The following is a 23,542-nucleotide window of genomic DNA, read 5'->3' as shown; positions in this document are numbered from 1 at the left end:
TTAATATCTTTTTAAGTCTAGGCTTTTTGAGAAAGTTCTCAACACTTAATCTGAATAAAATTCTCATCAGACAAAAACTCTCCATTAACTCGTGTTTTTTCGCAAGAGATACAATCAATACAACTCAATGAAAAGACTTGTACAAAAACTCAAGGTTTAAGGGTTTGAAGATTGCCATAACTGGGGCAAATGGGAGTCTTGGCAGGTCTCTAATTGAAGAGCTGAAAGCACAAGGGGCTTATGTTGTTGGCTTAACTCATAACAAAAATAACAATGAAAAATCTTTTAGGAAGAGACCAAACGAATGGATTTACTGGTCTTGCGGTAAAGAAGAAATACTTTCAAAAAGTCTTGCTAATATTGATATCTTGATACTTAATCATGGATTTAATCCAAAAGGAATGATTGATTCAAATGAAATAAATAAAGCCATAGAAATAAATTCGCTCAGTCATTGGAGATTAATAGAAATATTTGAGGATTTAGCAATATCAAACAGTGATATAAATAAGTTCACTTCAAAGGAAATATGGGTAAACACATCAGAAGCAGAGATCCAAATAGCATTCAGTCCAGCATATGAAATAACAAAACGTCTAATTGGCGAACTTGTAAGCCTAAAGAAAAGTAAATTATTAATGGAAAAAAGGTCTCAATTTATAATCAGGAAATTAATACTAGGTCCTTTTAAATCAAAATTAAATCCACAGGGAATTTTGAGTCCTGAATTTGTAGCAAAAAAAATAATTCAGAAAGCAGAAAAGGATAATTATTTAATCATAGTATCTCCCAATCCCATAACCTATTTATTAATGCCATTCGTTGAATTAATTAGAATATTATATTCAAGATTTACAAAAAAAATATACTCCTAATGGTTTCTTTCGAAGATAATCAATCTCCTCTATCAGTAAGTATTTCAAAACCTTTTTCCGTAACCAATACAGTATGCTCCCACTGAGCAGATAGATTTCCATCTTTAGTAATTACAGTCCAGCCATCACGAAGAGTCTTACAGTATTTCGACCCAAAATTGATTATGGGTTCTACTGCAATAGTCATACCTTTTCTTAGACTGATATTTGGCAAATCATTAGTTCTAAAATTAAATACCGAAGGTTCTTCATGAAGATTTCTTCCTACACCGTGACCGGTATAATCTTCAACAACACTGAAACCATTAGCTTTCACATAATCTTCAATCGCTCCTGCAATATCAAGAAGCTTATTTTGTGGTTTAATTTGTTTTATTCCAAGCATCAAAGCTTCTTTAGCCACTCTACTTAGTTCAACTGCTTCATCTGAAGCATTTCCTACACAAATAGTTATACAACTATCTCCATGATAACCATTATAAAAAGCGCCAGTATCTACTTTTAGCAAGTCTCCATCATTAATAATTTTCTTCTTACTTGGTATTCCATGAACAACCTCGTTGTTTACGCTTGAACATATACTACCTGGGAAGCCATGGTATCCTTTAAAACTTGGGGTTGCACCATGTTCTCTTATTCGTTTTTCCGCATATTTATCTAGATCCAAGGTAGACATTCCTGGTTCAACCAAATCTCTAATTTCACTTAATACATTTGCAACAATTTTGCTAGATTTACGCATAATTTCTATCTCTCTTGAAGACTTAATTTCAACTCCTCTCCTTTGTTTAATAACAGGACCATTATTGACAGGTATTTTTGAATTTGATGAGGAAAGGAGATCAGAGAAAAGCTTCATTGTTTAAGGAAAAAGTAAAAACCACAAAATTTGACTGTTATTAACAAATTAATAATACGCAAATTATCAAATGGATAGGGACATTTTTATTGGAAAAATTCTTTTCTTTAATAAAAATTTCTATATTAAACGAAAGATTGAAAGACTCATTTTTTTCTTTAACGATCAATCAATGGCTCAATAAATGCCAAATATGAAAATAATGAGAAGATTTGGATTAAAGAACCAATACATTAAAAATTTTAAATTTGAGAAACAAGCGGTTACAATATGACTCCGGCCAAATCAAGAGTAATTGGTGATGTCAGTTGATTCTAAAGAACCCTCTACAGAAGAGGTACAAGTTGAAGTTGAATCAAGTACTCCAGAAGACTCTGGAGTAAAAAATGCTTCTGAAACAAAGCCTAAAGGAGAGAAAATTTCAATTAAAACTCTCTCTCCTGCAGCAATAATTAAAGCTTTTGAAGACGAACAACAAACTAAAGATCTCCCTGATATTTATGTTGGTGATACTGTTCGTGTTGGAGTCCGCATAAGTGAAGGTAATAAAGAAAGAGTTCAGCCCTATGAAGGTGTTGTAATAGCAAAGAGACATGGCGGAATTCATCAAACAATCACAGTAAGACGAATTTTTCAAGGAATAGGCGTTGAAAGAATTTTTCTGGTTCACAGTCCTCAAGTTGCATCCATTAAGGTTGAACGCCGAGGTAAAGTAAGAAGAGCGAAGCTTTTCTATCTGCGTGAGCGAGTGGGCAAAGCCACACGCGTAAAGCAGCGCTTCGACCGCTGAGGTTTCGGCCTCCTCAATCAAAAGTCATTGGTTAACAATGACTTAAAGGGTATATACAATGCGCCGTTAGTTCAGTTGGTAGAACGCAGGTCTCCAAAACCTGATGTCGGGGGTTCAAGTCCTCCACGGCGCGTTCGAAAACCCTTTTTGCAGTTACTTTTTTAAAGAATGGAGTTGGATCTTCAACCTGGCGATGTCGTAAAAGTTCTTGAGTCAGCCGCATTAGGCTGGGTCAGAGCTCGAGTTATTCGTGTAAAATCAGGTGGCCGTGTAGTAGTGCAAAGCGACCAAGGACGCGAGTTCACAGCTCGTGGTAATCAAGTTAGGCTGATAGAGCCTGCTGGTTTCCGTCCTTAAATAATCATCTTATTTTTGGTTTTATTTCACTAGCGTATTTCTCTTCATAGGGAGCTCGCTAGATGAAAAATCATCTAAAAATAGTTCTAAAGTCAACAATATTAATCGTTGGTTGACTAGATGGCATTTATAGGATGATACTCTTTGGGTCAATAAAAGGATTTCATTTGTAAGAAAGAATCCTTTGAAGCCTAAAACTGGGACCGTAGTTCAACTGGTTAGAGCACCGCCCTGTCACGGCGGAAGTTGCGGGTTCGAATCCCGTCGGTCCCGTATTTAAATCGATTTAGAGCATTGACAGTTAGGGTAAGACTGGCACCGAGTCCAACAGGAACACTTCATCTAGGAACGGCTAGAACAGCACTTTTTAATTGGCTATTTGCAAAAAAAGAAGGTGGATCTTTTCTCCTGAGAATAGAAGACACTGATATGGAAAGATCTAAAGAGGAATATATACAAAATATCTATGAAGGTCTCCAATGGCTAGGGATAAACTGGGATGAATCCCCAACCATTCAAAGTGAGAGAATAAAAGAACATAAACAAATCATAAAGACTCTTCTCAATAAGGGGTTTGCCTATAAGTGTTTCGCCTCAGAAGAGGAACTAGATGAAATGAGAGAATCTCAAAGGAGAAGTGGTTTAGCTCCTAAACACGATAATAGGCACAGAAATTTAACTCCAGCGCAAGAATCAAGATACATAGACGAGGGAAGAGAACCCGTTATCAGATTCAAAATCAGTGATCAAAAATTAATTTCATGGAATGACTTAATTAGAGGTGAAATGACTTGGAGTGGTAAAGATTTAGGCGGTGACATGGTAATTGCGAGAAGAGCACCAGCAGATTTAATTGGTGACCCCTTATACAATTTAGTTGTTGTAGCTGATGATTCAGCAATGAACATTTCCCATGTAATAAGGGGAGAAGATCATCTTGCGAATACAGCAAAGCAAATTCTTCTTTACGAAGCTCTAGATCTCAAAATTCCAATTTTCGCTCATACTCCTTTAATTCTTAATTCTGAAGGTAAAAAACTTTCAAAAAGAGATGGGGTTACTTCAATCTCTGAATTCAAGAAAATGGGTTACACATCTGAAGCAATGGCAAACTACATGACTCTTCTTGGCTGGTCTCCTCCAGAGGGGATTAATGAGAGATTTAAAATCTCAGAAATCTCAGAAATTTTCAGTTTTAAAAAGGTTAATAAAGCCTCAGCAAAATTTGATTGGGATAAATTGAACTGGCTAAACTCTCAAGTAATCCATGAAATGCCAGCCGAAACACTATTAGAAAATTTAAATCCTTTATTTAAAGAGAATGGATGGCACATCCCAAGTCAAGAATGGGGAATTCATCTCGTTGATTTAATTGGACCATCTATGGTTCTCATTAATGATGGAGTTGATCAAGCTAAACCTTTTTTTGAAGAGCCCAAATTAAATACTGACGGAAAGAAGCAATTAGAACTAAAAGAAGCAAAAGTAATTTTAAAGTTTGTTTTTGAAAAACTTGAAAGCTTAAATGCTTCATTAACTACCAAAGATGAAGCTCTTGATTTAATCAATCAAGCTACAAAAAGCTGCTCAGTGAAGAAAGGGCTTGTGATGAAAAGTCTTCGAGCAGCACTTTTTGGAACTCTTAATGGGCCTGACTTAATTCAAAGCTGGGTTCTACTCTCAAGATTCAGTAAAGATAGAACCCGAATTAGTCGCTTCATTTAAATCTTTACTTTCATCTAATAAACCCAACATTTTTGCTAACGGTTGAGCTGTTAAACCTTGTATGCCTACTGTCATTAATATTGTCAAAAACACTAATCCCTGAAGTTTTCCAGCCCCTAAAACACCTGCCTGCTCCAATCTAATGGAAAACAAAGAAGCAACTGCTGCAGTCACTATTCCACGGGGAGCCAACCAACCAAGAAACAATCTTTGTTTATTATCAAGAGGTAATCCATAGGTGGCTATCCATACAGCAATTGGTCTCACTACAATCATCAAAAAAAGCACGCAAGTGATACCTCCCCATCCCAAAGGGCTCAATTCCCCCCATGAGACATCTGCTGCCAACAAAGGGAAAAGCATAGTAATTGCTAACTGAGCTAATTCTCTAATTAACTTATCAAGTTCATTCGCCTCTGTAGAGGGCCTTTGTCCTACAACAAATCCTGCTGCAACAGATGCAGGCAATCCTGATTCAGGTAATAACCATTCGCATACTCCATAAAGCAAGAAGATGACACCAAGAGTTAGTTGCAACCTGATCCCTACATAAGGTTCAGATCGTAAGCGTTTTAATCCTTCTGAAAGCAAAAGACCGGCAATTGATCCAAACAAGACTCCTCCTCCAAGCCTTGAAAGCAATCCAAAGAGTAGCTCTCTCCAGCCATGCAAATCTCCAACAACAAGCTCTAACAACAAAAGTGCAAGCACTGCTCCAATAGGCTCGAGTATCAACCCTTCAGCTTCCAGAACATCACTTAGTGGTGATGCAAGTCGAATTTGTCGAACCAATGGAGTTACAACTGTTGGTCCGGTAGCAAGAACAATTGCACTATAAACACCTGCTACTGACCAGCCAAGTCCAGAAAACCAATGAGCAGCAAAGAAGCCAGCTGCCAATGAAATGATTAATCTTATTGAAGAAATTCTTAAAACTATTGACTTAATAGCACCTCCAGGAAATCGAAGGTTTAAACCACCATCAAATAAAACAAGGCTTACTAGTAAACCTACTATTGTCTCCAACCCCTTTCCAAGATCTAATGGTTCAACTAATCCAAGACCTGATCTCCCTATCAACAAGCCAGATAGCAATAACAAAACAACCCCAGGAAGACCTGTTATGACTGATAACAGTCTTGCTCCAGCCCCAGAAAAAACTGTGATTCCCCAGAGCAAGCCCAGCCTCTCAGGAGTCATAAATAACTAGCAATGAAGGCATAAGAGAGTATCCATTAAATCTGCCTAAGAAAATAAATAAGTTAATAAGATAGTTTTAATTACATATTCTTCTACAATAGCAACACTTTCAATCCTTATATTGTTTATACATTCTAATTTAAAAAACACCTGACAAAACAATTTAAAATTTCTGGCCAAATGGTCTTAAAAATGATTCATTAGGCATATAAAGAGGATGCAAAGGGTTTCCTTTTTTACTGAGACCCAAACTTAAAATACGTTTAGGACTATTATTTTCAGTGGACTTCAAATTTGAGATATGTTTAATCATTTCTAGTACGTCATGATCACGTCCATTTAATTGACCTTTATCACCCCAGCCCAACCACAAATCACAATTAATATTTTTCCGCCAAAATTGTAATGTTGCTAGAGTAATTAAATCATTATTTCTGCCAATTGGATCTTTGCTTTTTGATAACTGTAAAGGAGACTTTGAAATTAATCCGAATAAATTTATTACATAAATATTCTTATAATTCCATCTTGAACAAAAATTAATTATCCTAGTGAGAGTCCTATCATTCTTAGATGAATTAGCATTTGAAGGATTTAAGCCGATAAAAACTACCGTCTTTTTACCAGTCAAAGACTCTCTTTTTAAGATCCATCGATAGTAACTGCATTTACTAAATAAGCAAAATGACAAAAAAACTTAACCCTAAATCATTACTATTAATTTAAACTATCTTTCTAGCTAGATAAAATCAAATTAGATCCTATAAGAATAGTCAATACAATAATCAAACCTGCAATAGCCATTCGACCATTCCATATTTCAGCTTGAGGAGTGAATCCTCTTTTCCAAGAATTAATTTCACTTGAGCTTGCAGGCCTAGTGGATTTATGTGTTTGATTTCCTTGATTTAAAGACATAAGAAAAAATTAAATCGTCAAAGTATTAATTAAAAAGGAGGCTTGGAATCGTAAAGCAAATTAGATTTTTCTAAAGGCCATCGAGCTGAAACACCTAATTCAATTGAACTTTCGATGCTATTTGATGATAATCTTAACAAAGCTGCCGCCCCAATCATTGCGGCATTATCAGTACAAAATTCCATGGGGGCAAGAGCAACGTTAATTGAATTTTTAGATGCTTGGGAAATCATCATTTTCCTTAATCGCACATTTGCCGCAACCCCTCCAACCAAAACAAGAGAATTTAGACCTTGATCAAGAGCACAACGCAGGCTCCTCTCGACTAAAACCTCAGCTACCACCTGTTCAAAGCTCGCAGCAATATCTTCTACTGGTAATTTTTTGTTTTCCGACTTGAGCTTTTCTATCTGGCGAAAAACAGCAGTTTTCAAACCACTAAAAGAAAAGTCATATGGATAAAAACCACCGCCTGGCTTAGATACTCTACCTTTTGGAAATAAGAATTTTTTTGGATCTCCAGATTCAGCTTTTTTTTGAATAGCTGGTCCCCCTGGATAAGACAGTCCCAGAAGTCTAGCAACCTTATCAAAAGCTTCTCCAGCCGCATCATCATGACTTCTACCAAGACGTTGATACTTATGCTGAGCATCTACTTTGATTAATTCAGTATGACCTCCACTTACCAATAAGACTAGGAAAGGAGGTTGTGGATGATTTTTCGATAAATAAATTGATGAAAGATGGCCTTCCAAGTGATGTATTCCTAAAAATGGAATTTGATGCAAATTAGCTAAAGTTCTCGCCGTAATTGATCCAACTAAAAGTGAACCTGATAATCCTGGAGTAACAGTTGCTGCTATCGCATCTATATCTTTTATTTGTAGTTTTGATTTTGCAAAAACTTTTTCAATTAAAAATGGAAGATTTTCCAAATGTCTTCTTGATGCAATTTCTGGAACCACCCCACCCCAATTGGTGTGTTCCTCAACTTGTGAAGCTATTTCATTAGCCAACAAATCAATTTTTCCTTTTTCATTAGAAACTAAAGCTGCCGCGGACTCGTCACAACTTGTTTCGAGGGACAAAATTATTGACATTTATCGCTAGTTATCCACTAAGTTTAATACTGAAATCCCATTAAAACAGGGCAACAGATAAAAATCTGAACTCATGAGTCGTCTTTTATCAATTCTGCTTTCAACATTCCTTTTCTTAGGAATAGCACCAGTAGCTAACGCTAGGCCAGGCCCAGCACTAAATGCTGACAGAGCTCCTACAGATTTTACAGCTTCTGCTCTAGTATCTTGCTCTGAGAATGCCCGTTTCCAAGAAAGAGCAAGCGCAGCGACAACAGATCAGGCAATAAAAAGATTTGAAAGATATAGCAAAGCTCTATGTGGCGATGACGGACTTCCTCATTTAATAATTGGTCCTCCTATTGAGCCCTGGGGCGCATGGTTCAACAGAGGTCATGAGGGAGATCTTCTCATTCCAGGAGTAATGTTCATTTACATAGCTGGAATTATTGGTTGGTCAGGAAGGGAATATGTAAGAGCTGTTAGAGGAAAAAAGAACGCTGCAGAATACGAAATTATTATAGATACCGATTTAGCTTGGCAATGCTTAAAAAGAGGCGCTGCCTGGCCTTTACAAGCCAATAGAGAGGGCAAGAATGGTGAGCTGAGAGAAAGAGACAATAATGTCACTCTTAACGGTCCAAGATGATAAATAATTATTTATCAAATTAAAAATCACCTAAAATTTTTCAATCATGTTTCAATTATTCCGTACCAAATGGTTTAGATCCGCTCCAGTGGTAGCGACAATTTGGATCTTTATTACAGCAAGTATCATTGTTGAATTCAATAGATTTGTTCCTGACTTACTTTTCCACCCAATGTCTTTTTAAAATCTAATTAATTAGATTTAAGTTTTTAATCCCATTAAGCCTTCAATTTCCTTGAAGGCTTTTTCTATATCTTCATTGATAACTACTGCGTCAAACTCTTTTTTCGCAATAAGCTCTTTATTTGCTATTGCTAAACGATCCCTAATAGATTCTTCAGTCTCGGTTCCTCTACCTCTAATTCTTTTTTCAAGTTCTGATAAATTTGGTGGTGCTAAAAATATTTGTAATGCTTCAGGAAAAGATTTTCGAATTTGTCGAGCACCCTCTAATTCAATTTCAAGAAGGACATTCGTTCCTTCTTCTATTTTTTCTTTAACTATTTTTTTGGGAGTTCCATATAAGTTATTGGAGAATGAAGCCCATTCGAGAAAACCGTTTTTATCTATTATTTCTAGAAAATTTGTCTTTTCTAAGAAAAAATAATGCTCTCCCTCTATTTCTCCAGATCTTGGCTGGCGAGTAGTAGCAGAAATTGAAAGCCATACATCACTATGACTTTCGAGGATTTTCCTAACAATTGTTCCTTTACCTACCCCGCTTGGGCCAGTAATAACAGTAAGATTTCCTAAACAAGACATAACTGAATGGTATCTAATTTACCTACCAAAGGTTAATTACATTATCTATTAAATTAAAAGGATGATAGATGAACAAAGTTCCAATTCAAATAATGGACTTAACAACCCTTAAAGCGGTTGTATTTGAACTTAGCCAAGATATAGTTCCAAGTCGATTTGAAAATGCACAGCAAATCGATTCAAATACTATTCAATTAGGATTTAGAACCATTGAAAGACTCACATGGATAGAAATAAGTTGGCTTGCTGAATCCCCAAGGATTGTATCAATACCGCCTCCAAAAAGATATGGTGAAAAAAGTACATTAGCGAAACAATTAAAACATTTATTAGTCAATTTAGCTTTAGTTGAAATAAAGCAAAATGGTTTCGAAAGAATAGTAAGGTTTAGATTTTCTAGTAGACCTGGGGAAGAAATAGAAAAAGAATTGGTAGTTGAACTCATGGGAAGGCACAGTAATATTTTACTTTTAGACAGAACAGGTAAAGTAATTACTCTTGGGAAAAAAATAAAAGAGAGTCAATCAAGATTAAGGCCAATAGGAACAGGAGATATCTATACGTCACCTCCACCTCTTAAAGGATTAACCCCTGAATACTCTGAATCATTCTATTCATGGAAAAATAATATATGCTTAGTACCATCAACATTTAAGAATAGTCTTAAAGATACTTATCAAGGAATAAGTCCTGCTTTAACATTACAAATTGCAAGCAATAGTTATAACGATGCACTTAAACTAATAAATCAACCAGTAACAAGTATTGAATTAAAAACATGGAAAGCAATATATAAAAAATGGAAAAAGTGGCTATTAGATATTGAGAATAATAATTTCACGATTAATTTCAAAGGTCCAACGGATTTCATTGTGTGGGGGCAAAGAAAATCAAATCCTCAAGATATAAAAATAGGGCTAAAACTTAGTATCTATTATTCAAATAAGATTGCAGAAAGAAAAATAAATTCTATTAGAGAAAAACTAAAGCAAGATCTCGAGAAATCAAAAGTTGATGAAATCAGGAAACTAAATGTTCAGAAATTCCTAATTAAAAATATTTCTGAATATATAAACATGCAAAACAAGGCAAGAAACCTTCTCACCTTACAATCTCCAACAAAAAAGCAAATAATTGAAGCTCAAACTCTCTTCAAAGAAGCTAAAAGAAAAAAAAGATCTAGGGATTCAATTTTAAATAGAATCGATTTCCACAAGAAAAAAATATCAGAGATTCAATGCTGTGAATCATTTCTTGATTCATTTCTATATGAAAAAAATGAGGATCTGAAAAACAAACTAGATTCAATTATTGAACTTAAAGAAGAAGTAGAAGAATATGTTTGCATCAAAAAAAATAATTCTAAATTTAAATTAAGTAAAAAGAAGGGAAGCTCATCAAACATAAAAGAGATCCAAAGTCCTAGCGGTCTAACAATTCAAATAGGATCTAACAACAGGCAAAACGAGTTAATAAGTTTAAAGAAAGGGAAAAAAGGAGATATTTGGTTTCATGCTCAAGAAATACCCGGAAGCCACATTGTACTTAAATCATCAAATGGACTTGCAGATGAAAAAGATATTCAGCTAGCTGCTGATTTGGCTTCTTTTTTTAGCAGGGCCCGAGGTAACAAGTTAGTTCCAATTATAATGACTCCAATTGAAAATCTACAACGAATTTCAGGAGCTTTACCTGGAACTGTTAGCCATAGAGGAGGCAAGGTGATTTGGGGGAAAACAGAGCGAGCACAGAAATATTTCCACCACAAGTGAACTTCAATGAATTAATATCGACTTCATTAGACAAGATGAAAAATGATTGACTTTTTGCTGGGGACTCATGAATTTCTCGGTAATCATTCTTTCCCCGAATTTTTAATTGGATATGCATTTGGAGCAGCACTAATTATTGGAGCTCCAACAGTCTTCCTTTTATTAGCATTTACCAGCGCTTTAATGAAAACCAATGGGAAAATGGGTGGCTACAAAGAATATGCTAGTTATGGTGAATCATCGCTGAATGATTGCCCTCCTTTTATATTGCCTGATCCAACAAAAACCAAATAAATTAATTTGACCTTATGGACTAATGACCAAAAGTTTATATAATTAATTCTTTTTTAAAAATCTAGATAAAATTTATTACATGATTGAAAACTCAATTTTCTACTAAAATAAATCTATTAACTAAATTAATCTGAACAGCTCCAACAAAAAAGAAAATATTTTTAAAGCTCCTCCTCCTATCAAGATAAAAGGAAAAGAGAGTTCAACTGAGGTATCTGAATCACTTGAGATGCCTTTAGTTGATCACCTAGAAGAACTTCGCCAAAGGATACTAAAGAGTCTCATTGCAATTCTTCTATCTTCAGGTTTTTGCTTACTATTTGTTAGGAAACTTGTACAGGCATTAGAGATACCCGCAGGAAAAATACAATTTTTACAGGTAGCACCTGGCGAATTTTTATTTACTTCAATAAAAGTTGCAGGTTATGGCGGGCTTACTATTTCTCTCCCATTCATCCTTTACCAATTTTTAAAATTCATCCTTCCTGGTCTAACTAAAAAAGAGAAACTTCTCATAGCTCCCTCAGTTGCAGGGTCAGCAATTTTATTTTTCTTAGGAATTTTCTTTGCCTGGAAAGCTTTGATACCTGCAGCCTTGTCATTTTTAATAAGTTATGGTGCCGATGTGGTTGAGCCAATCTGGTCAATAGAAAAATATTTAGATTTTGTCCTTCTACTTATGCTTTCAACTGGTTTAGCCTTCCAGTTGCCAATTCTTCAATTCATTTTAGGTTTCTTTGAAATAATCTCTTGGAAAAAGATGTTATCTACATGGAGATTAGTTGTTATGGCCTCAGCCATTGCAGGAGCTGTTTTAACTCCATCAACTGATCCAATAACGATGCTTCTTCTATCAACATCGATAACTTTTTTGTTTTTTGTTGGAATTGGGTTAGTTGCTTTAACAACAAATCTCAAAGGACAAATTCATCCATCCTGGGATCCATAGGCAAAGGTAAAGTGATAGCTCTGCCTAGTCTTGGTTTTGCTTGAACATTTTTTAACCATTTCCTTACAAAATCAGATTGCCCTGCTCGATTAATAATTTCTAAGGTTCGATTCAAATTTTCTTTATAGGTCTCCTCATCCAGCGGGAAAGATTGTTGTTCTAAGAACCCCCACATCATTTGTAAATAAATACGGTCTCTTTTTATTAACAATCTCAAATCATATGTTACGCCCCAACGCCTTCTTAAGCACTGCATTACTTCTTCTGGCTCCAGTGGAGTTGAAGAAGAGGAACGACCAGAATTTGACGAATTAAATTCAAAACTCATTTCAAAACCTAGTCTTCGCGGAGATTAATAACCCTTTATGTGTCCATTCTGGTCTAATATCTATGTATAGGTGAACGTCTGTAATGACACAAATGACAACTGCAGATGTGCCCTCAATGGGCAGAAGGCAGTTCATGAATCTGCTTACCTTTGGAACTGTTACAGGGGTCGCTTTAGGAGCTTTATATCCAGTAGCCCAATATTTCACCCCATATAGGGCAGGCGGCGGCAGCGGCGGAACGAATGCAAAGGATGAGCTAGGTAATAATGTAAGTGCAAGTGGTTGGTTATCAACCCATCCAGTTGGTGACAGAAGCTTGGTGCAAGGACTTAAGGGTGATCCGACTTACCTTATTGTTGAAGGCGAGGATGCAATTACTAGTTACGGAATTAATGCGATTTGTACTCACCTAGGTTGTGTAGTTCCATGGAATAGCGGAGCAAATAAATATATGTGTCCATGTCATGGAAGTCAATACGATTCGACAGGGAAAGTAGTCAGAGGTCCAGCACCCTTATCTCTAGCAATAGCTCATGTTTCAGTTGAGGATGACCAAGTTCTCGTAAGTCAGTGGACAGAAACTGATTTTCGAACTGGTACTGATCCTTGGTGGGGTTGATCAATAAATGAAAAAAAATTTCAATACTATTTCAAAAACCATGAGTCGTTCATTAAAATTTTTTCTCTTCTCTGTTTTTATTGGGTTTTCAATATTTATAGTTCCTCAACCAACTTGGGCATACCCTTTTTGGGCTCAACAAAAATTTGAAAATCCCAGAGAGGCAACGGGAAAAATTGTTTGCGCTAATTGTCATGTGGCAAGTATGCCTACAAGAGCTGAAGTGCCTCAGGCAGTTGCTGCTGATAGTGTTTTCAAAACAGTAGTAGAGATACCTTATAAAAAGGACTTACAAGAGATTGGAGCTGATGGAAGCAAAGTTCCTCTCCAAGTTGGAGCAGTTGTAATGCTTCCAGATGGATTTAAGCTTGCTCCTCAAGATAGATGGACTGATGAAATAAGAGAAGAGACACAAGGTGTCTACTTCACTCAATACAGCGAGGAACAAGAAAATATACTTTTAGTAGGTCCTTTACCTGGAGATCAAAACAGGGAAATTGTATTCCCTGTTTTATCTCCTGATCCAAGAAAAGACAAAAATTATAATTTTGGAAAGTATTCAATTCACGTAGGAGGGAATAGAGGAAGAGGTCAAGTTTATCCGACTGGTGAAAAGAGCAATAATAACTTATTCACTGCAACAAATTCAGGGACAATCACTTCAATAGAAACTAATGAAGATGGAACAAAAATAATTAATCTAAACAATGAAGAAGGCGAAAGTTTCACTGAAAATCTTCCTGCAGGGACTTCATTATTAATAAAAGAAGGTGACACTATTGAGAAAGGTGAAAGATTAACTGAAGACCCTAACGTTGGAGGTTTTGGTCAACTTGACAAAGAAATTGTTTTACAAAGTAAAGCAAGAGTTATTGGAATGATTATTTTCTTTATAGGAGTTGGGTTATCACAAATAATGCTTGTTCTTAAAAAGAAACAGGTAGAAAAAGTACAAGCTGCAGAAGGAATATAAATTCAAAGAATTGATGGAGAATATATTAATAGCGCTTAGATCACCTGGGCCAGAGTTGGTTCATCTAGGTCCTTTTTCATTGAAGTGGTACGGTTTCTTAATAGCTATTTCAGTTTTGGTAGGACTTAATCTATCTGGTGAATTAGCAACCAAAAAAGGATTAAAAAAAAGTCTAATAAATGATTTACTCCCTATTTTAGTTCTGGCTTCAGTAATCGGTGCAAGAATTTATTATGTAGCATTTGAATGGAAAAACTACACAGGTAGAAATTTCTGGAGTTCAATTAATTTTTTCAATTTCAATATACCAATACCAACTGCTTTGGAGATATGGGGAGGAGGAATCGCAATTCATGGTGCTCTAATAATGGGCACATTATCCGTAATATTTTTTTGCCGTTGGCGTAAAGAATCTTTTTGGGATGTTATTGATGTTTTAGTTCCTTCAGTTGCATTAGGCCAAGCAATAGGTAGATGGGGAAATTTTTTTAACAACGAAGCTTTTGGAATTCCTACTAACTTACCTTGGAAATTATTTATACCTTATGAATTTAGACCTGAAATATTCTCTTCACAGACTTATTTTCACCCTACTTTTCTCTACGAATCATTATGGAATATTTTTGTTTTTGGAACATTAATTTTTCTTTTTAAAAGGTCAAATAACAATGAACTTAGGCTGCCCTCTGGCAGCCTAAGTTGCATTTATCTAATAAGCTACAGCTTAGGAAGAGTTTGGATAGAAGCCTTAAGAATAGACCCTCTCTGTTTAGGAGGAACGGCGCCTTTTTGCGAAGGCGGTGTTCGAATGGCACAATTGATTAGCTTATTTTTAATGAGTGCTGGTTTGTTGGGGATATGGAGACTTTATATTTCAAAAAAAGCACTTCCCGATCCTTCATTAATTAATGGGAGAAAGAAATGAGTTCAATTTCAATTGTCGGAGCGGGTCCAGGTGCTTTAGACTTGTTGACAATCAGAGCTCAAGAAAGGTTAAAAACAGCTGAGGTTTTGGTTTGGACAGACTCTCTAATTCCTATAGAAATAACAAAAATTGTTAAAAATGATTGTGAAAAAATAAAGACAAGTTCATTAACTCTTGAGGAGATCATTTCAATCTTAATTAAAAAGCACAGGGAAGGTAAAAAAATTGTTCGTCTGCATGATGGTGATCCTTGCTTGTATGGAGCGATATCAGAACAAATATGTAGATTAAACGATGAAGGTATTGAGGTAGAAATAGTTCCTGGAGTAAGTGCCTATCAAGCAACAGCGGCAAAATTAGGTTTCGAGCTAACAATTCCAGATTTAACACAAACAATAATACTCAGTAGAGCAGATGGCAGAACAGGTAAACCAGAGAAGGAAAGCCTTCAAAAGCTAGCGTCTATTCAGTCTTCTTTATGTCTTTACCTAAGTGCAAGACATGTAGAAGAAGTTCAATCTATCCTTATAAAGTATTACCCTGCTAATACTCCTGTCGCTATTGCTTATAGAGTCACTTGGCCAGACGAATGGACAAAAGTTGTACCTTTGACTGAAATGGCAAAAACCTCTAGAGAAAAAAAATTAATTAGAACAACGTTATACATAATTAGTCCAACATTAAAGCTAGCTCATAAAAGATCAAAACTTTATAGTCCCACACATTCTCATTTATTTCGACCTAACTAAAGTGAAAGAAGTAATAAACCTATTTCAAAGTATTCAAAGATAGATTTAAATTATTTTTTCGAGATGTACGACTTTACAAACCCTTTAGAATAAAATTAACAACAAAAAGTTTTTTAATTGGAACAAAGTGATGGCATCAAAAGCGATAATTCCTTTATCGCAAATAAAAAGTCTCCCTTACAAAAAGTTGGTGAATTCCTAAGGGAAGCAAGGCAAGGGAGAAATCTTTCAGTAGAAGAATTATCCTCATCACTTAGAATTGGGAAAGAACAATTGGTCGCACTTGAAGAAGGTGATGAACAATCACTTCCTGAGAAGGTTTTTATAAGAGCAATGGTTCGACGTATCGCTGAGAAATTGAACTTAGATACAAGTTTTGTTCTTGATGAACTGAATGAAAAGAAAAAAAATGTAGCGAAGCCGAACCCATTAATTAAAAAGAAAAATGCAAGGAAGAAAAAACATTTCAACCCATTTATTTTTGTGATTTTGTCTGGAGTCCTAGGATTATTTACTTCAGTAATTGCACTAAAATATATACAAAGTTTTCAAAATGATTCAATTAATAATCCCCGGCAAAGTAATATCTTTTTATTGGAAAGAGAAACATATTTTTAAAGTATTTTAAAGTATATTTATATCAACATCTTTAACTTTTTTGATTAGTAAAAGTGCCTTCTTAAAACTCCATTTCTCAAGATCTAAATTCTGGCCTAAGTCATTAGGAATCAATTCTATATCAACTTTGTTATTGTTAGCTTCAATCACTATCTTTGATATCAAAGGTTCTGGTCTTCTATCCAAAGCGCATGAAAGGCGAAGAAGTAAAGACATTTCATTTACTAAGTTTTTATGTCTTTCATCTATCAAAGATTGCCAAGATTCATGTCTTTTTTTAGGAAAACTTTTCCTGTGATACCTAGCAATAGCCGCGACCATTAAATGCTCAGCTTGAGAGTAACCTAAGAGCTCTCCATGCCTTATTAAATACCACGAATGCTTATGATAAGCTCCAATATTTATATGTTTGCCACAGGCATGAAGCCTGGCTGCTGCCCACAAAAGATCTCTACCTTCACCATTATCATGATGCAAAACCCCTCGGGTCTTATCATAAAAAGCAAGAGCAAATTCCGAAACTCTTTTTGATCTTTTTGAGTTAACACCAAATCTTTTTGATTGATGTATTACTGTTCTTTCTCTTATTGACCCTTGAAAGCCCAACTGATCTTTTAAATAATTATTACGACACATCCAATCAACTACCAAACCTTCACGAAGAGCTCTTTCACTTAAAACAATCTCATTAACATTCACCATATTCATTATCGTTTGCAAAATCAAAGCCCCCGGGACAATAATTTCAGATCTTCTTTCACTTAATGAGGATAAATTACTCCTTTCAGAAGGTGTCATTTTTATTAATTGATTTACAATAATATCTAAATTATTTTTGGAAATTTTATACCCTTGCAATTTTGACTGAATATGATTTTCTTTGTTAGAGATTAATTCCCCAATAGCCATGGCAGTTCCACTAGTTGCCACTAAGACGGGCTTTTCACCTACTTCAATCCTCTTAGATATCTTATCAATTGCTGACTCCATAGAGCCTCTAATAAATGACCTTAAAAATAATTCAGTTTGAGAAGATATCGGATCTTTTTTAATAAATTCTCTTTGTAATCTTACTGCTCCAATCTTGGTACTTGTTAATGCTCTTGCCTCAGATCTATCAGCAAGGATTAATTCTGTCGAACCTCCTCCAATATCAAGAACTAAATGGGGTTTATTTCCAAATTGCATCCCGGAAAGGACACCTAGATAAATCAATCTTGCTTCCTCTGCTCCGCTTATCAATTCAACATCTAAGCCTATCTTCTTTTTTATCTCAGATATAAAGATTTTTCCATTTGGTGCTTCTCGAACCGCACTTGTAGCAGCAATAAGAAGGCTATCAACTTTATAGCTTTCTGATAAGTCCTTAAATCTCTTTAATGTTGAGAATGCCCTTGTCATAGCAATGGATGTAAGTTCTCCATTACCAGGGTCTCTCTCGCCAAGTCTTGTTGTTGATTTCTCAGCAAGTTCAATACTAAAAGTATTTAATTTTGGCTCAAGCTTTGCAATTAAGAGATGCGTTGAGTTAGTGCCAATATCTATTGTTGCTACACGACATAACTCAGTATCTTGATTTTCCCCAAGATCCAATTCGATAATATTCCGTTTAGAGGAATTATCTATTGAGTCACCTAACATATATTAGTAGGTTTAACCTCAATACTCTGACACTCTCAGCACCCCATTGAGAAGGCCTTATAAATGATTATCAATTTAAATTTTCGTGAGTAATCTTCTTACAAAAAAAATGAGATATTATTTTCAACTTCTTAGATGGAATAAACCCAGCGGAAGATTGATACTTCTAATTCCAGCTGGCTGGTCTCTTTGGTTAGCCCCCTCAGCCCCCCCATCCATATTTATTTTGGGATTAATAATTTTAGGTGGATTATTTGTAAGTGGTGCTGGATGTATTGCAAATGATATTTGGGACAGACAATTTGACAAAAAGGTGAGGAGGACAAAAGAACGACCATTAGCTAATGGGAAGGTATCTCTTAAGGCTGCATGGATACTATTAATTTTAATGTTGTTTTTTAGTCTTATCGTAGTTCTATATATCCCGACAGAAAGTAGAAATTTATGCCTTCAACTTGCGACACTTTCATTACCTTTTATTCTTCTTTATCCATCAGCAAAAAGATGGTTTAAATTTCCCCAACTTATTCTCTCAATTTGCTGGGGATTTTCAGTTCTGATTCCCTGGGCAGCAAGTGAATCCTCATTAGCAGGAGGGCTACAATTGTTGTTTTGTTGGTTTGCAACAATATTTTGGACTTTTGGCTTTGATACTGTTTACGCGATGGCCGATGAGATTGATGACAAATTAATTGGTCTAAACAGTAGCGCTATCAGTCTAGGTAAAGGGTCAATAAAAACCGTTTCTTTTTGCTACTTTTCAACCTGTTTCCTTTTAGCTTTTGGTGCTTTCAAAGCAAATTTAGGATTAACGTTTTGGCCTTTTTGGTTGATAGCAACATTGGCAATGCAAAGAGAAGTTATCTTATTAAATTCAAAACCAAAAGGTATTAAAAGTTCAGGTTCGCATTTCAGCAATCAAGTTCGTATTGGCAGCTTTTTACTTCTCGGCATGGTGTTAAGCAAGCTTATTTAATCAATCTCTTTAGCGATATTCGCAAATGACTGCTCCTCTAAAGAAAGGCGATCTTTTCCACATAGTTGCCGCAAGTTCGCCAATAAGTAAAAAAGAAGATCTACTGTCCGGAATAAAAGTCCTTGAGGATTGGGGTTTAATATGCAACGATTTCGATGCAGTAGATAGATCATGGGGGTATTTAGCAGGCAATGATGAAGTTAGATTCAATAACTTACACTCAAATAATCATTACCCTCTTTTAGCTTTTGCCAGAGGTGGCTGGGGATCGGCGAGATTGCTTGAAAAAAAACAACCATGGAGAGAAGGCTGGTTGATTGGATTTTCTGATTTAACTTCAATACTTCTTGCACGGCTCGCAGGTGGGTTTCAGGGAGGAGTTCATGGTCCCCTTATTACAACTTTGGGTTCCGAACCAGGCTGGAGTAAAAACAGACTTAAATCAATTTTGTTTGGTAATTCTGTACCAGATATTTATGGAGACCCATGGGGAGGCGGCATCTCAAAGGGGCACCTAATAGTTGGCAACCTCACTGTACTTACTCACTTGATAGGGACTCAACATCTACCAAATTTCAACAAATCAATACTAATCATCGAAGATATAGGAGAGGCTCCGTATAGAATCGACAGAATGCTAACTCACTTAAGATTGGCTGGAGTTTTACAACAGCTGTCTGGCCTGGGTTTTGGCTCGTTTACTTATTGTGATAATGAGATAGACGTCGAGGGAAGCAAGACGTTTGAGCTTCTTGATATTTTCAAAGATCGAACACAAGATCTTAAAATTCCAATTGTTTCAAATTTGCCAATCGGACATTGCTGTGGGAATGCATCACTTCCACTAGGTAGGCAAGCTATCTTGAATGGCGACTTAGGGAGTCTTAGTCTTTTAAAGTAGACAATAAAGACTCTGCAATCACAAGATCAAATGGAGTTGTCACTTTAATATTCGAAGGTCCAGCATCATATATTTTCACTGGTAATTCCAAGCGTTCAAATAAGGATGCATCATCGGTTACATCCCACCCTTTTGCAATTGCTTCACTATGTGCATGCTTCAGTTTGTTTACGGGAAAACCCTGAGGTGTCTGAGCAGACCACAAATCTGAGCGAGGAGGGCTCTCAATAATTTCACCATCTTTATCAACCTTTTTAATTGTGTCCGTTACTTTTGACGCGGCAATAACAGCTTGGCCCTTGGAAACAATCTTTGAGATTTCATCGAAAACAAATGATTTCACCAAGCATCTTGCTCCATCATGAATCAGGACAGACTTAGCATCACTTGGAAGGGCAGCTAATCCCAACTGAACTGATTGCTGTCTTGTTGATCCCCCATTAATCCATTGAATTGACTTTACTGAGTTAACAAAAATTGAACATATTGAATTTTTGTCTTTCGGTTGTCCAATAATTCCAATCCAAGTAATTGTTTTAGAGTCGAAAGCTGCTTTCAAAGTCCACTCTAAAACTGTTTTACCTGCAACCTTCAAAAGGAGTTTATTTCTATCAGCACCCATTCGATTCCCACTTCCTGCAGCAGCAATTAACAAATGCACAACTAATTCCTCTCTATTAATTATCTATTTAATATATTCGACAGTAAAAATGACTATTTTTAGCGTCTTAGCTTAAAGTCTTTTCAAAAAGCAAGTGACTCAATAGTAAGTTAAATAAAATAATTATTCGATTTTAACAATTTTAAAACCATAAAATCATGACATTATCAAAATTACTTGAAGGTCAGACTGCAATTGTTACTGGAGCCAGCAGGGGTATTGGTAAGGCTATTGCAATTCTTTTAGCAAAAGAGGGAGCAGAAGTAATAATCAATTATTCTTCATCTTTGGAGAATGCAAATAAAGTGGTATCAGAAATAAGCTCTTTTGGAGGGAAGGCATACCCTCTTCAAGCTGATATTTCTGATGAAAACTCGGTAAATGAATTAATCAAAACAGTTTTGGAGAAAAATAATAAAATTGATGTTTTGGTCAATAACGCAGGAATAACTAAAGATGGACTTCTAATGAGAATGAAAACTAACGATTGGCAGAAAGTTTTAGATCTTAACTTGAGTGGTGTTTTTTATTGTACAAGAGCTGTCTCTAGGCAAATGTTGAAGCAAAAAAAAGGAAGGATTATCAACATAACTTCTGTGGTGGGGTTGATGGGCAACCCAGGGCAAGCAAATTATTCTGCAGCCAAGGCCGGAGTAGTAGGTCTTACACAAAGTGCTGCGAAAGAGTTCGCAAGCAGAGGAATTACTGTAAATGCAGTCGCACCCGGTTTTATTTCAACTGATATGACAAAGGATCTAAACAGTGAACCGATTCTTTCTGCTATTCCGCTTGGAAGATTCGGAAATCCTGAGGACGTTGCAGGGGCAGTGAGATTTCTTGCAGCAGATCCATCAGCAGCTTACATAACCGGCCAGACAATTCAAGTTGATGGTGGAATGGTTATGAGTTGAGCTAATTTCAATTTTGTATGGGCTGACCTAATTCATCTCTCAATCTTCTTATCCTTTGCAATAATTTTAGTCTTCTACTTCTCGCCGTAGCCGTAAGAAATATCCTCAAAGGGAAATAAATCAAAGTCATAGTCCCGGCCAAGCCAGCCATGAGAATAAAAAATAAAGCCCCAGGATCATTCATATGTTGACACTAACTACCTTCTGCAAAAATTGGGAATAATTTATGAATTTCGATTCGGCTTTCCCCACTTATTTAGCCTCCCCTAATGTGTGTTTCCTATGGGAGATTAAGACTAATTCAAAACAAATATGGCAAAACTTCTAAGTTTTTCAGACGAATCACGTGGTGCTCTAGAAAAAGGAGTAAACAACTTAGCCAATGCTTTAAAAGTCACAATTGGACCTAAGGGTAGAAATGTAGTTATTGAAAAAAAATTTGGAGCCCCAGATATCGTTAATGACGGAGTAACTATCGCTAAGGAAATAGATCTTGAAGATCCTTTTGAAAACATAGGAGCAAAGCTTATTGAACAAGTTGCTTCAAAAACGAAAGAAAAAGCTGGCGATGGCACAACCACTGCAACAGTTTTAGCTCAATTCATGGTTCAAGAAGGGTTGAGAAACACTGCAGCTGGAGCAAGCCCAATCGAATTAAGACGGGGCATGGAAAAGGCAGTAGCTCAAATCGTTGATGATCTCAAGGAAAAAAGCAAATCAGTCAGTGGTGATGCTATTAAACAAGTTGCAACAGTGAGTGCTGGTGGAGATGAGGAAATAGGTTCAATGATTGCAGATGCAATAGACAAGGTAAGTTTTGATGGAGTAATAACAGTTGAAGAATCCAAGTCTCTAGCTACTGAGCTAGATATCACTGAGGGGATGGCTTTCGATAGGGGTTATAGCTCACCATATTTTGTTACTGATGAAGATCGCTTAATTTGTGAATTTGAAAACCCCTCAATACTAATAACTGACAAAAAAATTTCATCCATCGCCGATCTCATTCCAGTTCTGGAAACTGTTCAGAAGAATGGAACTCCCCTAATAATTCTTGCCGAAGAAGTAGAAGGTGAAGCATTAGCTACGCTTGTAGTAAACAAAAACCGCGGCGTTTTACAAGTGGCAGCAGTCAGAGCCCCCTCTTTTGGAGAGAGGAGAAAAGCTGCCCTAGGAGATATTGCTGTGCTTACTGGCGGTACATTAATTAGTGAAGACAAAGCAATGAGTCTTGAGAAAGTTCAAATCTCTGATCTAGGTCAAGCTAGAAGGGTAACAATTACAAAAGACAGCACAACAATTGTCGCAAATGAGAATCAAACCACCGAATTATCTAATCGCATTGCCTCTATAAAGAGAGAGCTTGATGAAACAGATTCTGAGTATGACCAAGAGAAGTTAAACGAGCGAATCGCTAAGCTTGCAGGAGGTGTAGCCGTAATAAAAGTGGGAGCTCCTACTGAAACTGAACTAAAGAACAGAAAGCTCAGGATTGAGGATGCTCTAAATGCAACTCGTGCAGCTATTGAGGAAGGGATTGTGGCAGGGGGTGGAACTACTCTCTTAGAATTAAGTGAAGGGCTTGAAGATTTATCCAAAAAGCTTGAAGGTGATCAAAGAACCGGAGTTGAAATCATAAAAAGAGCATTGACGGCTCCAACCAAACAGATAGCTATAAATGCTGGATTTAACGGAGATGTTGTTGTCTCAGACATCAAGAGATTGGGTAAAGGCTTTAATGCACAAACTGGAGAGTATGTTGATTTACTTGAAGCAGGAATATTAGATGCTTCAAAGGTAATACGACTTGCACTTCAAGATGCTGTCTCAATAGCCTCACTTTTAATAACAACTGAAGTTGTTATTGCAGACAAACCTGAACCACCAGCAGCACCAGGTGCTGAAGGCGGAGACCCAATGGGTGGTATGGGTGGTATGGGTGGTATGGGTGGTATGGGTGGTATGGGTGGTATGGGTGGTATGGGTATGCCAGGAATGATGTAAGGAAGT

General features: G+C 36.2%; 28 protein-coding genes and 2 tRNA genes. 20 read left to right on the top strand and 10 right to left on the bottom strand.

The annotated features are described in order from the left end of the window. Nucleotides 1-164 precede the first annotated feature (164 nt). Nucleotides 165-875 (top strand): SDR family oxidoreductase, encoded by a 711-nt coding sequence (locus tag AC6EIW_RS10520; RefSeq protein ID WP_498520545.1) that lies wholly within the window; start codon nt 165-167, stop codon nt 873-875. 19 nt (nt 876-894) lie between these two features. Here the strand turns inward: AC6EIW_RS10520 and map are convergent, their stop codons facing one another. Further along, on the bottom strand, nt 895-1,734 hold the full coding sequence (map, locus tag AC6EIW_RS10515) for a type I methionyl aminopeptidase (RefSeq protein WP_498520544.1): 840 nt from the start codon (nt 1,732-1,734) through the stop codon (nt 895-897). Between the two features lie 301 nt (nt 1,735-2,035). On the opposite strand from map, the gene rplS reads away from it, so the two are divergent. The 5 genes from rplS to gltX all read left to right on the top strand — a co-directional run bounded on the left by rplS (nt 2,036) and on the right by gltX (nt 4,606). Next, on the top strand, nt 2,036-2,524 hold the full coding sequence (gene rplS, locus AC6EIW_RS10510) for a 50S ribosomal protein L19 (protein ID WP_498520543.1): 489 nt from the start codon (nt 2,036-2,038) through the stop codon (nt 2,522-2,524). A gap of 60 nt (nt 2,525-2,584) precedes the next feature. Next, a tRNA-Trp gene (locus tag AC6EIW_RS10505) sits at nt 2,585-2,657 on the top strand. Between the two features lie 35 nt (nt 2,658-2,692). Further along, nucleotides 2,693-2,881, top strand: a complete 189-nt coding sequence (locus AC6EIW_RS10500; protein ID WP_006043540.1) for an SH3 domain-containing protein — start codon at nt 2,693-2,695, stop codon at nt 2,879-2,881. Nucleotides 2,882-3,080: 199 nt separating this feature from the next. Next, a tRNA-Asp gene (locus AC6EIW_RS10495) sits at nt 3,081-3,154 on the top strand. Nucleotides 3,155-3,175: 21 nt separating this feature from the next. Next, nucleotides 3,176-4,606 carry a glutamate--tRNA ligase gene (gltX, locus tag AC6EIW_RS10490; protein WP_498521650.1) on the top strand — a complete coding sequence of 477 codons (1,431 nt, stop codon included), beginning with the start codon at nt 3,176-3,178 and terminating at the stop codon, nt 4,604-4,606. Here the strand turns inward: gltX and AC6EIW_RS10485 are convergent. From AC6EIW_RS10485 to tsaD, 4 genes are all read right to left on the bottom strand, one after another. Then, entirely contained in the window at nt 4,562-5,806 is a 1,245-nt protein-coding gene (locus AC6EIW_RS10485; protein ID WP_498520542.1) for a cation:proton antiporter, read from the bottom strand. The genes gltX and AC6EIW_RS10485 overlap by 45 nt on opposite strands. Nucleotides 5,807-5,969: 163 nt before the next feature. Continuing rightward, nucleotides 5,970-6,437, bottom strand: a complete 468-nt coding sequence (locus AC6EIW_RS10480; protein WP_498520541.1) for a DUF1643 domain-containing protein — start codon at nt 6,435-6,437, stop codon at nt 5,970-5,972. A gap of 104 nt (nt 6,438-6,541) precedes the next feature. After that, nucleotides 6,542-6,724 carry a high light inducible protein gene (locus tag AC6EIW_RS10475; RefSeq protein WP_498520540.1) on the bottom strand — a complete coding sequence of 61 codons (183 nt, stop codon included), beginning with the start codon at nt 6,722-6,724 and terminating at the stop codon, nt 6,542-6,544. Between the two features lie 29 nt (nt 6,725-6,753). Beyond that, the gene (gene tsaD, locus AC6EIW_RS10470) at nt 6,754-7,824 is read right to left on the bottom strand and encodes a tRNA (adenosine(37)-N6)-threonylcarbamoyltransferase complex transferase subunit TsaD (protein ID WP_498520539.1); all 1,071 of its coding nucleotides are present in this window, start codon (nt 7,822-7,824) and stop codon (nt 6,754-6,756) included. Between the two features lie 73 nt (nt 7,825-7,897). Here tsaD and AC6EIW_RS10465 point away from each other — a divergent pair, with 73 nt between their 5' ends. Together AC6EIW_RS10465 and psaJ are read left to right on the top strand one after the other, a co-directional pair. Continuing rightward, on the top strand, nt 7,898-8,452 hold the full coding sequence (locus AC6EIW_RS10465) for a Photosystem I reaction center subunit III (protein WP_498520538.1): 555 nt from the start codon (nt 7,898-7,900) through the stop codon (nt 8,450-8,452). A gap of 46 nt (nt 8,453-8,498) precedes the next feature. Further along, nucleotides 8,499-8,636 (top strand): photosystem I reaction center subunit IX, encoded by a 138-nt coding sequence (psaJ, locus tag AC6EIW_RS10460; protein WP_498462314.1) that lies wholly within the window; start codon nt 8,499-8,501, stop codon nt 8,634-8,636. A gap of 17 nt (nt 8,637-8,653) precedes the next feature. Here the strand turns inward: psaJ and gmk are convergent, their stop codons facing one another. Beyond that, entirely contained in the window at nt 8,654-9,214 is a 561-nt protein-coding gene (gene gmk, locus AC6EIW_RS10455) for a guanylate kinase (RefSeq protein WP_498520537.1), read from the bottom strand. Between the two features lie 68 nt (nt 9,215-9,282). Here gmk and AC6EIW_RS10450 point away from each other — a divergent pair, with 68 nt between their 5' ends. The 3 genes from AC6EIW_RS10450 (at nt 9,283) to tatC (ending at nt 12,229) form a co-directional block, all read left to right on the top strand. Continuing rightward, nucleotides 9,283-10,986: an Rqc2 family fibronectin-binding protein gene (locus AC6EIW_RS10450; protein WP_498520536.1), complete on the top strand. Its 1,704-nt coding sequence runs from the start codon at nt 9,283-9,285 to the stop codon at nt 10,984-10,986. A gap of 42 nt (nt 10,987-11,028) precedes the next feature. Further along, on the top strand, nt 11,029-11,280 hold the full coding sequence (locus AC6EIW_RS10445; protein ID WP_498462311.1) for a hypothetical protein: 252 nt from the start codon (nt 11,029-11,031) through the stop codon (nt 11,278-11,280). A 229-nt stretch (nt 11,281-11,509) separates the two neighbouring features. Then, the gene (gene tatC, locus AC6EIW_RS10440) at nt 11,510-12,229 is read left to right on the top strand and encodes a twin-arginine translocase subunit TatC (protein ID WP_498520535.1); all 720 of its coding nucleotides are present in this window, start codon (nt 11,510-11,512) and stop codon (nt 12,227-12,229) included. Here tatC and AC6EIW_RS10435 read toward each other — a convergent pair. Next, nucleotides 12,195-12,557: a DUF3067 family protein gene (locus tag AC6EIW_RS10435; RefSeq protein WP_498520534.1), complete on the bottom strand. Its 363-nt coding sequence runs from the start codon at nt 12,555-12,557 to the stop codon at nt 12,195-12,197. The genes tatC and AC6EIW_RS10435 overlap by 35 nt on opposite strands. 83 nt (nt 12,558-12,640) lie before the next feature. Here AC6EIW_RS10435 and petC point away from each other — a divergent pair, with 83 nt between their 5' ends. The 5 genes from petC to AC6EIW_RS10410 all read left to right on the top strand — a co-directional run bounded on the left by petC (nt 12,641) and on the right by AC6EIW_RS10410 (nt 16,442). Beyond that, nucleotides 12,641-13,177 (top strand): cytochrome b6-f complex iron-sulfur subunit, encoded by a 537-nt coding sequence (gene petC, locus AC6EIW_RS10430; RefSeq protein WP_498506820.1) that lies wholly within the window; start codon nt 12,641-12,643, stop codon nt 13,175-13,177. A 7-nt stretch (nt 13,178-13,184) separates the two neighbouring features. After that, complete coding sequence (gene petA / locus AC6EIW_RS10425) at nt 13,185-14,150, top strand: cytochrome f (RefSeq protein WP_498520533.1); 966 nt, start codon at nt 13,185-13,187, stop codon at nt 14,148-14,150. Between the two features lie 13 nt (nt 14,151-14,163). Next, nucleotides 14,164-15,075 (top strand): prolipoprotein diacylglyceryl transferase, encoded by a 912-nt coding sequence (gene lgt / locus AC6EIW_RS10420; protein ID WP_498520532.1) that lies wholly within the window; start codon nt 14,164-14,166, stop codon nt 15,073-15,075. After that, a complete protein-coding gene (cobM, locus tag AC6EIW_RS10415; protein WP_498520531.1) occupies nt 15,072-15,824 on the top strand; it encodes a precorrin-4 C(11)-methyltransferase in 753 nt (250 codons plus the stop codon). The genes lgt and cobM overlap by 4 nt, the downstream gene beginning before the upstream one ends. Before the next feature lie 117 nt (nt 15,825-15,941). Beyond that, complete coding sequence (locus AC6EIW_RS10410; RefSeq protein ID WP_498520530.1) at nt 15,942-16,442, top strand: helix-turn-helix domain-containing protein; 501 nt, start codon at nt 15,942-15,944, stop codon at nt 16,440-16,442. A 6-nt stretch (nt 16,443-16,448) separates the two neighbouring features. On the opposite strand, the gene AC6EIW_RS10405 is transcribed toward AC6EIW_RS10410, so the two are convergent. Beyond that, entirely contained in the window at nt 16,449-18,083 is a 1,635-nt protein-coding gene (locus AC6EIW_RS10405) for a Ppx/GppA phosphatase family protein (protein WP_498520529.1), read from the bottom strand. Between the two features lie 109 nt (nt 18,084-18,192). Between AC6EIW_RS10405 and AC6EIW_RS10400 the strand changes: the two genes are divergently transcribed. Together AC6EIW_RS10400 and AC6EIW_RS10395 are read left to right on the top strand one after the other, a co-directional pair. Further along, nucleotides 18,193-19,059 (top strand): 4-hydroxybenzoate polyprenyltransferase, encoded by an 867-nt coding sequence (locus AC6EIW_RS10400; RefSeq protein WP_498521649.1) that lies wholly within the window; start codon nt 18,193-18,195, stop codon nt 19,057-19,059. A gap of 25 nt (nt 19,060-19,084) precedes the next feature. Continuing rightward, nucleotides 19,085-19,960, top strand: coding sequence for a S66 peptidase family protein (locus AC6EIW_RS10395; protein WP_498520528.1), 876 nt, complete (start codon nt 19,085-19,087; stop codon nt 19,958-19,960). Here AC6EIW_RS10395 and ispD read toward each other — a convergent pair. After that, the gene (gene ispD, locus AC6EIW_RS10390) at nt 19,944-20,621 is read right to left on the bottom strand and encodes a 2-C-methyl-D-erythritol 4-phosphate cytidylyltransferase (protein ID WP_498520527.1); all 678 of its coding nucleotides are present in this window, start codon (nt 20,619-20,621) and stop codon (nt 19,944-19,946) included. The genes AC6EIW_RS10395 and ispD overlap by 17 nt on opposite strands. A gap of 158 nt (nt 20,622-20,779) precedes the next feature. Between ispD and fabG the strand changes: the two genes are divergently transcribed. Beyond that, nucleotides 20,780-21,532, top strand: coding sequence for a 3-oxoacyl-[acyl-carrier-protein] reductase (gene fabG / locus AC6EIW_RS10385; protein ID WP_498520526.1), 753 nt, complete (start codon nt 20,780-20,782; stop codon nt 21,530-21,532). Nucleotides 21,533-21,539: 7 nt separating this feature from the next. Here fabG and AC6EIW_RS10380 read toward each other — a convergent pair whose 3' ends face one another. Continuing rightward, a complete protein-coding gene (locus AC6EIW_RS10380; protein ID WP_158466132.1) occupies nt 21,540-21,716 on the bottom strand; it encodes a hypothetical protein in 177 nt (58 codons plus the stop codon). A gap of 128 nt (nt 21,717-21,844) precedes the next feature. Between AC6EIW_RS10380 and groL the strand changes: the two genes are divergently transcribed. Next, the gene (gene groL / locus AC6EIW_RS10375; protein WP_498520525.1) at nt 21,845-23,536 is read left to right on the top strand and encodes a chaperonin GroEL; all 1,692 of its coding nucleotides are present in this window, start codon (nt 21,845-21,847) and stop codon (nt 23,534-23,536) included. Nucleotides 23,537-23,542: the final 6 nt, after the last annotated feature.

This window comes from Prochlorococcus sp. MIT2308 (genome assembly GCF_059772345.1).
Note: the sequence above shows the minus strand (reverse complement) of the source record. Positions and strands in the feature narration are given on the sequence as shown.